Source organism: Protofrankia sp. BMG5.30, assembly GCF_001983005.1.
GTDB classification, from domain to species: domain Bacteria; phylum Actinomycetota; class Actinomycetes; order Frankiales; family Frankiaceae; genus Protofrankia; species Protofrankia coriariae.
Map to the genome: position 1 here is coordinate 50,246 of NZ_MOME01000036.1, position 12,690 is coordinate 62,935.

Genomic DNA, 12,690 nt, shown 5'->3' on the forward strand with positions numbered 1-12,690 from the left:
GCGGCAGGCCGCGACAAGGCCGCTTCGCAAACATGACACAATCGTCAATCAAGCCGGCCGGCCGAATCGAATAATCTACAGAAACACAATTCCATCACACGCGGTTACGCTTTTGATCACAACTGGCACCTCCGCGTGCGAGTTGCGCAAGCCCATTGGTAGCATCCCTCGCAACATGCTGCTGTGACAGCGGCCACAGGCCCGCTTCCGGCATGCCAAAAGCCTTGAGGGGGCAAACACAATGCGTTTAGGCAGGACGCGGCTAACTCTAGCCGGCGTAATCGGATCAATGCTGATCGGGTTGACCGCCCCGGCCGCATGGGCAGACGACACGACGTCGGCTCCTGACCCGGGCACCGCGGCGAAGACGGTCCAGCAGGTGCCGGCGCAGTCGGGTCTCCCGCTCAGCCTCCCGGCCAACCTTCCCGCCAACCTTCCCGCCAACCTCCCGGCGGACATCACGCAGCTCTCCCCGGACGTGCTGCACAACCTGCTCAGCCTCGTTCCCGGCCTGCCGGTGGACATCCAGGGCCTGCTCGACTTGAGCAAAGTGGGCAACCTGCTGGCCCAGCCGCTGGCGCTTCTGCACTCCTGCGGCCCCGACGGGGGCAAGTGGCAGCTGAAGAACACCTCCGACAAGCCCTTCGGGTTCGGCTGGTATGACACCAAGGGCAAGGGCGGCACCGGCGAGATCCCGCCGGGCGGACTGATTACTCTCGTCACCCACGTGCTCGACGCCGTCCTGGCCATTCCGTTCGACCTGTTGTCGGGCAGCCTGCTCAAGGCGATCCCGGCCATCGGTGTTGCCAACTGCCCCGGCGCGGACAACGGCGGAGGCGGCGCGGATCAGCAGCAGGATGTCGACACCGGCGGCGCCACCGTACCGGTCTCCACACCGGCGAACGCCGTGGTCACGGACCGGGTCTACTACACAGGATGATGCTCCTGGGTTCGAGTGTGTGCCGTCGCCCCGCCTCCGGGGTGGCGGCACACGCCGTTTCGTCCACCGGTATGCCCGCTGGTGCCGCGCCCACCGGAGGCACGCCCGTGTCCACATCCACATCCACATCCGTGTCGGCGGCGGCAGCGGCCGGCAACACACCGCCCCCACGGCGGCTGTCCCCGCGGCGCGCGGGAATCCCGTCGCTCGTTCTCGCCGGGCTGATCGCCTTCACCGGTTGCGGCGGAGGATCGGCGGACTCGCCGACGGGCACCCAGCCGACGGCGCCGACGAGCACGGCCGTCCCGCAGGCGGCGCACAGCGAACTGGCCGCCGCGGCATCGGTCAACCAGGACGGGACGTCCACCATCGTCACCGCCGTCGTCCCGAAGGTGGACATCTACAAGTCGCCGATCGCCGCGAGCGTGGTCTCCCAGCTGAGCAACCCGAACGAAGCGGGTGCCCCGCGGGTCTTCCTGGTGGTGGCGAAGCTCCCCGGCTGGTGGCAGGTGCTGCTGCCGGTCCAGCCCGCCGGCACCACCGGCTGGGTGAAGGACGCCCAGGTGAAGGCCAGCCAGACCAGCTACYGGGTAGAGGTCGCCCGCAAGGAGCACCGGTTGCGGGTCTATGACAAGCAGCAGGTCATTGTCGACGAGCCGACCGCCGTCGGGACGGGTGACACTCCGACCCCGGGCGGCAAGTTCTATCTGACCGAACTGCTCCAGCCCCGCAACCCGGCCGGCGCGTACGGGCCGTACGCGTTCGGGCTGAGCGGCTTCTCGACCACCCTCGATTCCTTCGAGGGACGAGCGCCGGTGATCGGTATTCACGGGACGAACCAGCCGAACCTGCTCGGCCAGGATGTCAGCCATGGCTGCATTCGGGTGAGCAACGAGACCATCACCCGGCTCGCGCGCCTGCTCCCACTGGGCACGCCAGTGGAGATCGTCGCCTGATCCAGGACGCCGGGCGCCCGTCGGTACACCCACGGGCGCCCGGTGTCGTTTCCGGCGGGCGTCGGCCGCCTCCCGCGGCCGGTTCCCCCGGACGCGCGCCGGCAGACCGGCCGGCGGTCCGGCGGTCCGGCGGTCCGGCGGTCCGGCGGTCCGGCGGTCCGGCGGTCAGCCCATCATGCCGGCCAGGGTGCGTTCAGCGAGTTCCAGATCATGGACGAAGCCGGCGTAGACCTCGTCCCGGGTGGCCGGCTCGACCCGCAGCACCGCGCTCGGGTGCAACGTGGCGATCAGCTGGGCGTCCGATCCGGGCGGCCCGGGCAGCAACCGGCCGCGCATCTTCGTCACCCGGAACGACGGCCCGAGCAGCGCCTGCCCCGCGGTCGCGCCGAGCAGGACGACCAGCCGCGGCCTGATCCGGTTCAGCTCGGCCGCGAGCCATGGCCGGCAGGCCGTGACCTGCCGGGCGTCCGGTGTCTGGTGGATACGCCGCGGCCCGCCGTTGCGGCGGTACCTGAAATGCTTGACCGCGTTTGTGACATACGCCTCGGCCCGGTCGATCCCGGCGTCCGCGAGCGCCCGGTCAAGCAGCTTGCCGGCGGGCCCGACGAACGGCCGGCCACGCCGGTCCTCGACATCACCGGGCTGTTCGCCGACGAGGACCAGGCGCGCACGCGGATTCCCCTCCCCGAAGACGGTCCGGGTGTCGGGCAGGTCCGCCAGCTCACAGCCCCGGCAGGACGCGGCGGCCGCGGCCAGCCCGGCAAGGTCGGCATCCGGCGGGACGAAGGGCAGGGCACCGCCCCCGCCACGGACACCGGTGCCTGCGCCGGTGCCGGCACCGGTGGGAAAAGAGTCGTTCGTCACGGTCGCATCCTCACATCCCCCGCGGTGGGGCTGATGTCGCCACCCACCCGGTAGCGGGCATGGCCCCGGACAGCCGTAGCGGTAATATTACTCCATGCAATCAGTGCATACTGGACTAATCGGGAACCCACCGAACGCTCCACCGCAGCCAGGGGGGTACTAAGATCATGGAAACGTCCCGGCCTGCGCGGCGCTCTCGCATCCGGATACTCGGCCTCACTCTCGTGGGTGTTCTGCTGGCGCTCGCCAGCGGCTCCTGCGGCGGGTCACGGCAGCCCGCCGGCAACACGACGCCGGAACAGCCGGTGGTCCCGGTCGCGTCGGCAGCCGCCCGGACGAACCTGCACGCGGGGGACTACGTGCTGACCGAGGGGCCGGAAACCACCGGCTTCAACGCGAGCACGTCCCTGGACAACCGTGGAGCCCTCTCCGTAGCCGCGATGACCGGCTTCGCGGCGTGTGTCGGGAGGTCGGGAGCCGATCCGAAGATCGAGCCGCTGGACTCAGCCAAGGGACCCTACTTCGCCACGAACGACAACCTGGTCTTCATGGGTTCGGTGGCGGCGGTCTACCCGGCCGAGGTGATAACGGAGGCGGTCCGGATCGCGGCCGATCCGTCCTTCCCCTCCTGCGTCGGTGACCTGCTCAAACGCGGGTACACCGAGGCCGCCGACCTGCCCGAGGGCAGCACTTTCACGATCCTGTCGACGACGAAACGCACGCCCCCGGCCGGTGTCACCGCGCTGACCAGGGTGAAGGCGTCGATGACCCTCGACGGGCCGGCGGTGCCGATGACGTTCGACGTGATGTTCGTCTTCGCCGGCCAGGTGCAGAGCTCCTTCCTGGTCGGCCGGGTGTTCGACGCACCCGACCAGGCCGTCGTGAACCGGATCGCCAAGCAGATCGTCCGAAAGACCGCCAACCAGTAGGCGGCACGCCGGTCAGGAGAGGACCGTCTCCCCGGCGGTGGCCGGGGAGACGGGGCCGACGGGCCTGGGCTACCGCCACCTCGCGGCGTTGTTGTGCCTGGCAGCGCCGTTGTGCCTGGCAGCGCTCCACCTCGGGGTGCTGCCATCTCGCTGGCAACCAGACGTCCCTTTTGTTCGGGGCATCCATGGATGGACTACACGAAAGCTACTTTCAGAGACCGTGTGGCAACATGKCGCGATCGCTATGTATGAGGTGTTCTGTTAGCGGCCACCCCTGTGGGGACCTACGGCATGTTCCAGGCGTCTCCAGACGTCGTCGTTCGACACCGATCCGGTGCGCAACCCCGAGCGCGAAACACACGGTCGCGTCGCCCTCGGCCCTGACGGTGGCCCGGGGAGCCGGGCCACGGCAGCGGGAGACAAGCACGATCACGCCGCCTCTGGCCCCCTAGACGGAGGAGGACTATTGGTACCGCAGGCTGCCGGCTGGGACCAGGGTGTCCAGGACGCGTGGACATCCGTCATCCAGAGCGTGCCGAAGATCGGGGCGTTCGTGCTCATCCTGCTCGCCGGCGGCCTGGCGGCCCGTGGCATCGTCAGCGCCGTCAACCGTCTCCTGGTCCGTGCCGGCGCCGACAACCTGCTCGACCGCAGCGGGCTGGCCCGCATGCTCCGTCGCCCCGCGGCCGACCTGCGCGCCGGCCTCATGCGGCTCACGTTCGCCATCGCCGCGCTGGCACTTCTCCAGCTGGCACTCGGCGTGTTCGGGGTCAACCCGGTCAGCATCCTCGTTCACGATCTCATCGTCATGTTGGCGCGGGCCGTGCTCGCCTGCGTCGTCCTCGTGATCGGCGCCACCCTGGCGTCCGCCGCGCGCGGCTACGTCGGCAACGCGCTCAGCGGCCTGCCCTACGCCGGAGCGGCGGGGGTCGTCAGCGCCACCATCATCATGATCGGTTTTGGCAAGGCCGSCCTGGACGAACTCGGCCTTGCCACATCCGTGACAACACCGATGCTCTACGCTGTTCTCGCAACCGTCACCGGAGTGACGATCGTGGGGGTGGGCGGCGGGCTCATCCGTCCCATGCAACAGCGTTGGGAGGAGGCCCTGCGTCGCGGCGGACAGGAGCTGACCAGCGCCCGGTCGACGTGGCACGGCAACCGGGCACGCTCCGCGGCCGAGGAGCCGATGGTGGTCTCCGTGAGTGACCTGGTCGCCTCCGGTCGCACCGGCAGACGGCCGGACACCCCTCCGGATCCGCTCCCCCCGCGGCAGGAGACGGGCGAACCCGACGGCCACGCCGGACCCACCCGGCAGTCATGACCTTCCAACCACGGGAGCGGCCGGCGTCCGGGGCCGATGGCGGCGCCGGCCGCCACACCAACGAAGCCGCCTGTGGCGACGCCGGCCGCCGCACCAGCAAGCCGCCATACCAACAGCCACCGCAATAGCGACAACGGTCCAGAACGGCCGCAACGGACACGTGTCCGTTCCACGAACTGACGCGCGCGACAGGAGTGGGTAAGGCACTCTGGTACGACAGCGAGTCGCAACCAACGACAGCCAAGGCCACTTACGGGGCACGTCACTACGGAGCACGTCACGCAGCACGCGGGAAGTGGGGAGACATCTCGGTGGACACGCCATCAGACCTGGAGCGCTCCCGGCTGCTCCTGGTCTGGCTACAGGCCCGTCGCGCCGTCGACCGCTGCCTGTCGGACCTGCTTGCGGCCGGGCCGGCCGGCGAACGCCGCGTCCGCGAACAGCTCGAGCTGGTCAACGACCTGGAAAGCCGCGCGCGGGAGGCGTTCGTGCAGTACCGCTCCGCGGTACTGCAGCCCCTGCCGGACACCGACCCGGCGGACGCGCTGGACACCGCGGGCGTAGTGGACTGGACCGTTCCCCTGGACGCGGCGGGGCGCCCGCGCCTGGGCGTGGTACGGACGGACCAGCCTGGTCCGGATCCGGAGCGGGACCAGGTCACGGGAACAGCCCCGAACACCGTCGACTCCGGCCCGGTGCCCGGTCCCGGCACCGGCACCGGCACCGACCTGGGCCGCTCGGCATCCAGATCCGGAACAGATCTTGGTCGCACGGCGTCCGGATCCACATCCACCACCAGGACAGGACCGCCCACGGATTCGGCCTGCCCCGGAAGTCCAGCGGCCACCTCACCCGCTGGCGGGACCAGCGGGCCTCCCACCGGATCCCCTACCGGGATCACCGGAGCGACCGGGACCGCCGCGGGCCGTCCTTCTTCCGCGCCCTCTGCGCCTCCCGCACCACCCGCCCGCCCCAGCGGCTCATTACCGTCCGCGCCACTGCCATCCGCGAGAGTCATTCCGTTCGCCGGCCGGGACCGTGAAACGGACATCACGCGCAGAACTCGAGCCATCCGGGGGAGTCAACGCCGGCACCGGTGACGGACTTCTGTCACCAACAGGACAAAATATGTGTGATGCCGCCCTCCCGTCTGGCCCGCGCGCTGCTGTCCCAGCGCCGCCGCCGTAGCTCGCCTCGCCGCCGCGGCCTGCTGCGGCGTGACGTGCTGGTCTGCTGCGCCGTGTTCACGTCCGTGCTGGCCCTGTGTGCCGGGGGATGCGCGGCTCTGTACGACCGCGTCCTGCCAACCCCCTCCCCGACCACGCTCATGATCACCGTGCCCACCCCGACAACCGGGCCGGACGCGTACGAACGATCAGGACGCACGACACAGTTACGCCTGACGCTGCCGGCCATCACGGTCGCCCCGCCCTTCCCACTCGTCATCGCGTTGCACAGCCTGAACAACGACAGCTCGGAGCCACAGTCGCTGTGGGGCTTCGACGCGCTCGCGGGCACCGCCGGGTTCGCCGTGGCCTACCCTGACGCGCTCAACACCTCCTGGAACGCGGGCACCTGCTGCGGAAAGTCCGCGGCCGCGCAGGTCGACGACGTCGGATGGTTACGGGCGCTCATCTCGCATYTGGAGCAGCACTACCCGATCGACCGGCAACGGGTGTTCCTTGTCGGTTTCTCCAACGGCGGCATGATCGCCTACCGTTACGCCTGYGAGCACGCTGGCGAGATCGCCGGGATCGCGGTGGTCGCGGCCAGCCTGCAGACGGCCGGCTGCGCGCCGGCGAAACCGGTGACCGTGGTGGCCATCCACGGCCAGCTCGACAAGCGCGTCCCATACGCCGGCGAGGCCTGGTCCGAGGCGCTCGGGACGCCCCTGCGGTCGGCGCGGGAGAGCCTGTCGCCCTTCCGGGCCAGTGCCGGCTGCGCCGAACCGTCGCTGCCGCAGGACACCTTCACGGTCGGCAGCGACGGTGGCGCCATCGGAAACGCGGCCGGCGGCCAACTCGTCGGCCTCGACGAGGACGGGGCCGCGGGCCCGGCCAGCCGTGGCGGGGGCGCGCAACAGGCGGCGCCCGGCCAGGCCGTCGCTGCCCTCGCCCCACCGGCTGGCGCCGGGGGCCGCACCGCGACGAGCGGTCCTGGGGCCGGCGCCGCGTCAGCCGCCCACGACGGGTACACGGCGATCAGGCAGGAGACGGTGTGCTCGTCCGGCAAGCGGATCGTGGAGTTCCTGCTTCCCGGCCTCGCCCACGGTTGGCCACCCGCCACCGGCCCGAAACGCTTCGACACCGCCACGGTGATCTGGCGGCTGCTCGCCCCGATGCGCTCACCCGCTCCCGGACCCGACCTGTAGGCCGGCCCTACGGCCACCGGCCGACGCGGGCGGGTGCTCCAGGCAGCGCCGCCTGCGTGGAACAGGGCCGCGGAACAGGTCTAGCGTCCGCATAAAACAACGGAATAAAAATTCCACAACAATAAAAATCATCAACAAAAGGCCAACGGCGGCAGAGGCCCATGTCGGACCGGAGATCCACACCATCGCGCGGCGACAGCACGCACGGCAACAGACGAAGCGTCGATCAGGTAATACGGCCCGGTTCCGGAGCCATCAGAGCATCGAAACAAGAAGCAAACAGTTGCTGTAACAGCTGTTCGTTTCCTGCTCTCTCATCCAGCAAAATCGAGTGTTACTGCTGGTAACCGGTGTATAAGAGCGCTCCGGCCTGCCCGGTGCGCCCGGGCGCCCCAGACTGCCCATCCAGACAGCTCGTCCCGTACCGCCGGGGTCATGCCGGGCGGAAGGAGGCGCGCAGGCTCTCCAGCAGCGTGGTCGCGGTCGCTGCCGACTGCGCCGACGAGCGGGCGATCAGGACATAGACCGCGTCCCCGGCCGGCACCGCCCGCATCACGTAGGTGGCCCGCTGCCCTTCGCGCAGGTACGAGCCAACCCACTCCTGGACCTGCGCGCCGCCGGGATCCGCCACCGTCCGGGTGGTCTCCCTGGTCACGCCGGGCTGGATGGTGAACTCCGAACCCTGGACGGCGGTGAGCGCGGCCGCCTGGTCCGTCCCGGCGACCCGGGCGACACCGACCATCTGCGGGCCGCCGGACCGCGCGTTCCCCACCGGCGGCTCGACGAAGAAGACCGCGGTGTTGTCCCGACGCTGCTGCCAGGCCGCCGGATGGGAGAACGCCGCCTTCTGCTGCGCGTCGGTGACGGCGACCCAGTCGGCCGGGACGGTCGCCGGGGGCGCCGTCGTGGCCGGCGGCTGGCTCGCGGGCGCTCCGGGTCCCGCGGTGGCGCCGGCCGGGTCACCGGACGCCGCGGACGGCCGGGCCGTGACGGCGGCCGCACCGCCGCCCCCACCACCGCTGATCTTCTGCCACACGAACCCGGCTCCACCCCCGACAGCGAAGGCGACACCGAGGATCACCACCGCGTACACGAGTCGACGCAGCAGCCAGGGGAGCCCGGCGGCGTCCCGGGGACGGTTCCGGCGCGTTCCGGCGTCCCCTGTGGATCGGTCCGTGGACCGCTCTGTGGACCGCTCTGTGGACCGCTCTGTGGAGCGGCTCGCGGACCGGTCCGGCGACCGGGGGTCGCCCCGGTCATCCCGACGCCGACCCGACTCGGCCCGGAGCGTGCCGACCTGCTCACCGGTGGTGTCCTGCTCGGCGGCCGACGGGCCCGCTCGGCGGTCGTCGGAATGGTCCGGCCCTGGCCGGCGGGATGTCGATGTCGACGTGTCGGCGCCGACCTGCCTGGTCCGGGGCGGGGGGACACCGTCCGGGCGTCCGGGACGGTCGCTGCCCTTCCTGGACCGCAGGTCCGTGAAGACCGTCATTTCGCCGGCCGCCGGCCCGTCGAGCGGCAGCGGATCCGGCGGGTAAGGCGCGCCGGGCTGGTAGCGGCCTGCCTGCCGTGAGCCGGCGGCCCCGGGCTGGGGGCCGCCGGAAGCGCCGGGGGGAGCCTGCGGGCGGGGTACCTCCCGGTACGGCTCCCCCGCGCGCGGGGCGGAATCGACCGGCGGCGGCCCGAAGGGCCTCGCCCCCGGTGCGAGCCGGGTCTGCTCCCCGTAGAAATCGGATGCGCCGGCCTGGGGAGCGCCTGTCAGGGGATATCCGGCCGCCGGAGCGTACCCGCCGGGCACGGGGGCGGGCTCGGCGCGATAGCCCGCCGGGGGCCCGTAGCCGGTGTCCGGCTCGTCCCGGGCGTAGCCGGCCCGCGGCGGTACGCCCTGCCGCTGGGGCGGGCCAGGTGACCGCGAGTCCGGATACGCTCCCGGTCCTGGCGGGGGATAACCGCCGGGCGGCTGATATCCCCCGGCCGCCGGCTGGGGGCCCACAGGCGCCCGGGGAGAAAAAGACCCCTGGCGAGAGTCAGGAGACCGGTACGAACCAGGATCCTGATACTGGCGGGCGTTGTAGTAGCGCTCAGCATCCTGGTTCTGGTATGAACTCGGAGGGTAGTCGCCACGGCCGCTGGGAACCGGCCCCGCGTCGGGACGGTCCGCCGTTRCCGGCACGCCGTCCGCGACTGTGGCTCGACGTGGGTTCGACGCGTCAGATCGTCGCATATCATCCGCCACCGACCAACCTCCTCACGATCCGCGCCCACGTCATATGTCCCCCCATCGGTGTACCACGGCGTTGCGCTGGCGTTGCGCGCGCCCAGTTGACAAACGCCGGATCGCGGGATCCTCATCATGACCAGACGCTGGACGGACACTCCGGGTTGCGGGCACCGCGGAAACCACGACCGCGCACTCCTCGATCAACTGGGCTTTCGCGGTCATCCGAGGCTTTCGATCGCCTGGCAGCGCCGGTCACGCGGGGCGGGTGCCAGCCGCGAACGCCGATCCGGATCATGATCCAGACGGGCGTGTCGCCAAGGACGCTTCTCGGCGGAACGAGCGTACCCGACGGCACGCTCGCGCCGATCTTCCCTGATGGCCGGCGCCCGGCACCGGACACCACCGCCGATATGGCTACACATGGTCGCACAACTGGCGCGCTATGGCTTCGGGACCCGGCACACCCGCTCGAGCAGGAGGCCGCTGACAAGGAGCACCAGCGCCGCCGCGACCCCGAGACCAGCGGTGACCGCGTCGGTGTCAGCGGTACCGAACTCGTCCAGACGTGGCAGCGCGTAACCGAGCAGCGCCGCCCACGCCCCCATGAGCGCGGCCCCGGCCAGGCTGCTCGCCTTCGCCAGCGCCGCCAGCCGGGCGACGGTCAACGGCAGGATCGGCCTCGTGCCCGGACGTCCCTGCAGCCGGCGCCGGGTGATGGCGGCGGTCTGTGCCTCCGCCAGCCCGACGATCAGCAGCGACAGCGGTGCCGTCCGCGGGAACCGTGGCAGGTCCCGATAGGTGAAGGCCAGCAACACGTACGCCAGCACGCCGACCACCACGGCCGCCGCCACCAGCTCCCGCGCCCGCGTCGGCCTCACCCGGACAGACTCCACGGCGTCCGGCGGACCCCGGAGGTGTCCAGCGCGGCCACCAGCTCCTCGACCCGGCCGTGCCCGGGCAGCGCCGCGTCCGGGTCGACGTCCAGCCACGGGACGCAGACGAACGCGCGCAGGTGGGCGCGTGGATGCGGGATCAGGATGTCCGGGTCGTCGCTGACCAGATCGCCACAGGCGATCACGTCGACGTCCAGGGTGCGCGGGCCCCAGCGGACGGTTCGCGCCCGGTGGGCCGCCCGCTCGGCCGACCGGGCCGCGGCGAGCAGGTCCCGCGGCGGCGCCGCCGGGACCAGTACCACCGCGTTGAGGTAGTCGTCCTGGTCGGGCCCGCCGACAGGCGCGGTCTCGTACACCGGTGACACCGCCACGGACCCCAGCAGGCGGGTGGCGGCACGCAGCTGGGCGAGGCGGTCGCCGAGGTTCGAGCCCAGCGCCAGCACCGCCGGCGCCTGGCCTGCCGGCGTCGGTCGCCGCGCGAGGCTCCCCGGCCGCCGGCGCCCCGGCGACGGACGCCCCGGCGGCCGGTGCTCCTGCGGCCAGGGCTCCGACGGCCAGGGCTCCGACGGCCAGGGCTCCGACGGCCGAGGCTGCGGCCCGGGCCCGGAGGCGTCCTGGGGCCGGTGCGGGCCCGTGGCCCCGCTCATGCCCGCCGACCCCGGGTGACGGTGACCGCGACGTCGGTGAACGGCAGCGGGATCGGCGCGGCTGGCTTGTGCACGGTCACCTCCGCCCGCAGGACCCGGTCGTCGGCCAGGCACGCGTCGGCCAGCCGGTGGGCGAGCGTCTCGATCAGATTGACGGGCTCCCCGGCGACGATCCCGGCCAGCGTCTGTGCCAACGTCCCGTAGTCGACGGTGGCGGCGACGTCGTCGCTGGCGGCGGCCGGCCGGGTGTCCAGCCACACCGCGGCGTCCACCACGAACTCCTGGCCGAGCTCGCGCTCCGCCGGTAGCACACCGTGATGACCCCGGACTCGCAGTCCGGTCACGGCAATCCGGCCGGACGCGACGACCGCCGCGGCAGGAGACACGGCGGTCGTGGCGGAGAACGCCGTGGGAGACGTACCGGTAGACGTGTCAGGAGACGTGCTGGTCATACCGCGCTCGTGGGCGGAAGCCGGAACGCGCCACGGGCCGACACGCCAGGATCCGACGTCCCAGGATTCGACCTCCCCGGATCCGACGTCCCCGGGTCCGACACGGCGGAATCCGGCCTGGCGGGTGTCCGCTCCGCCGGCGCGGGGCCGCCGCCAGCCGGCCGGGCCCGCCACTCGCGGGCCTCCCGCCATGCCTGGACGACCCGCACCGCGTCGGCCGCGGCCCGCACCGCGTGCACCCGGACCGCCCACACCCCGTCGGCCGCCAGCAGGGCGGTCGTCGCCTGGGTCGCGTCGTCGCGCTCCCCGGCCGGGCGGGGACGCTCGTCGGCGTCCGCGAGCAGGCTGCCCAGGAATGACTTGCGTGACGTGCCGACCAGCAGCGGATGCCCCAGCGCGGCAATGGCGTCGAGGTGGGCCAGCAACGTCCAGTTGTGCCCGCTCTCCTTCGCGAAACCGATCCCCGGGTCGACGATCACCCGTTCGGGCGCGATCCCGGCGGCGAACACGGCATCGAGGCGCTCACGCAGCTCGGCGACGACCTCGGACACGACATCACCGTAGACCGCGCGGGTGGCCATGTCCGCGCTCACACCTCTGGTGTGCATCAGAACGTAGGGGACCGCTCGCTCGGCGGCCACCGCCAGCAGGTCACGGTCAGCGGCACCCGACACGTCGTTGATGACCGCGGCGCCCGCGGCCAGCGCGGCCTCGGCGACGGCCGGACGGGTCGTGTCGACGCTCACCGCGACACCCGCCGCGGCCAGCTCCGTCACCACCGGCAGCACCCGGCGCAGCTCCTCGGCCGGATCGACCCGCCCCGCGCCCGGCCGGGTCGACTCGCCCCCGACGTCGACGATGTCGGCGCCCTCGGCAGCCATCGCCAGACCGGCCCGCACCGCGTCGACCGCGGTCGGATAGGCGCCCCCGTCGGAGAACGAGTCCGGTGTCACATTGACCACACCCATCACGCGGGTACGACCCAGCGGCTCCAGAAGACCACGGCTGGCCTGCACGGACGTCATGCCCCCTACGCTAGGCCGTGTCCGGTGGACGCTGGTCAACGCGGGCGGTACCCCGGGCGGCCTGCCGC

12 protein-coding genes are annotated in these 12,690 nt (G+C 71.8%); 6 read left to right on the top strand and 6 right to left on the bottom strand.

The window, feature by feature from the left end; all coding sequences use genetic code 11:
* The first annotated feature begins 289 nt into the window (after positions 1-289).
* Both BL254_RS18510 and BL254_RS18515 read left to right on the top strand, forming a co-directional pair.
* Positions 290-940: a hypothetical protein gene (locus tag BL254_RS18510; RefSeq protein ID WP_052914792.1), complete on the top strand. Its 651-nt coding sequence runs from the start codon at positions 290-292 to the stop codon at positions 938-940.
* A complete protein-coding gene (locus BL254_RS18515; RefSeq protein ID WP_175648415.1) occupies positions 937-1,896 on the top strand; it encodes a L,D-transpeptidase in 960 nt (319 codons plus the stop codon). Before BL254_RS18510 ends, BL254_RS18515 begins: the two co-directional genes overlap by 4 nt.
* A gap of 165 nt (positions 1,897-2,061) precedes the next feature.
* Here the strand turns inward: BL254_RS18515 and BL254_RS18520 are convergent, their stop codons facing one another.
* Entirely contained in the window at positions 2,062-2,760 is a 699-nt protein-coding gene (locus tag BL254_RS18520; RefSeq protein ID WP_217699317.1) for a UdgX family uracil-DNA binding protein, read from the bottom strand.
* 224 nt (positions 2,761-2,984) lie between these two features.
* Here BL254_RS18520 and BL254_RS18525 point away from each other — a divergent pair, with 224 nt between their 5' ends.
* From BL254_RS18525 to BL254_RS18540, 4 genes are all read left to right on the top strand, one after another.
* The gene (locus BL254_RS18525) at positions 2,985-3,689 is read left to right on the top strand and encodes a hypothetical protein (protein ID WP_139342393.1); all 705 of its coding nucleotides are present in this window, start codon (positions 2,985-2,987) and stop codon (positions 3,687-3,689) included.
* 466 nt (positions 3,690-4,155) lie between these two features.
* The gene (locus BL254_RS18530; protein WP_076844272.1) at positions 4,156-5,013 is read left to right on the top strand and encodes a mechanosensitive ion channel family protein; all 858 of its coding nucleotides are present in this window, start codon (positions 4,156-4,158) and stop codon (positions 5,011-5,013) included.
* Between the two features lie 311 nt (positions 5,014-5,324).
* Positions 5,325-6,113, top strand: coding sequence for a hypothetical protein (locus BL254_RS29115; RefSeq protein WP_076844274.1), 789 nt, complete (start codon positions 5,325-5,327; stop codon positions 6,111-6,113).
* A 35-nt stretch (positions 6,114-6,148) separates the two neighbouring features.
* Positions 6,149-7,384 carry a PHB depolymerase family esterase gene (locus BL254_RS18540; RefSeq protein ID WP_235433687.1) on the top strand — a complete coding sequence of 412 codons (1,236 nt, stop codon included), beginning with the start codon at positions 6,149-6,151 and terminating at the stop codon, positions 7,382-7,384.
* A gap of 433 nt (positions 7,385-7,817) precedes the next feature.
* Here BL254_RS18540 and BL254_RS18545 read toward each other — a convergent pair whose 3' ends face one another.
* The 5 genes from BL254_RS18545 to folP form a co-directional block, all read right to left on the bottom strand.
* Positions 7,818-9,377 (bottom strand): hypothetical protein, encoded by a 1,560-nt coding sequence (locus tag BL254_RS18545; RefSeq protein WP_139342395.1) that lies wholly within the window; start codon positions 9,375-9,377, stop codon positions 7,818-7,820.
* A 668-nt stretch (positions 9,378-10,045) separates the two neighbouring features.
* Positions 10,046-10,483: a DUF3180 domain-containing protein gene (locus tag BL254_RS18550; protein ID WP_047224158.1), complete on the bottom strand. Its 438-nt coding sequence runs from the start codon at positions 10,481-10,483 to the stop codon at positions 10,046-10,048.
* Positions 10,480-11,145, bottom strand: a complete 666-nt coding sequence (gene folK, locus BL254_RS18555; protein ID WP_083731189.1) for a 2-amino-4-hydroxy-6-hydroxymethyldihydropteridine diphosphokinase — start codon at positions 11,143-11,145, stop codon at positions 10,480-10,482. The genes BL254_RS18550 and folK overlap by 4 nt, the downstream gene beginning before the upstream one ends.
* Complete coding sequence (gene folB / locus BL254_RS18560; protein ID WP_083731190.1) at positions 11,142-11,597, bottom strand: dihydroneopterin aldolase; 456 nt, start codon at positions 11,595-11,597, stop codon at positions 11,142-11,144. The genes folK and folB overlap by 4 nt, the downstream gene beginning before the upstream one ends.
* The gene (gene folP / locus BL254_RS18565; RefSeq protein ID WP_047224156.1) at positions 11,594-12,622 is read right to left on the bottom strand and encodes a dihydropteroate synthase; all 1,029 of its coding nucleotides are present in this window, start codon (positions 12,620-12,622) and stop codon (positions 11,594-11,596) included. Before folP ends, folB begins: the two co-directional genes overlap by 4 nt.
* Positions 12,623-12,690: the final 68 nt, after the last annotated feature.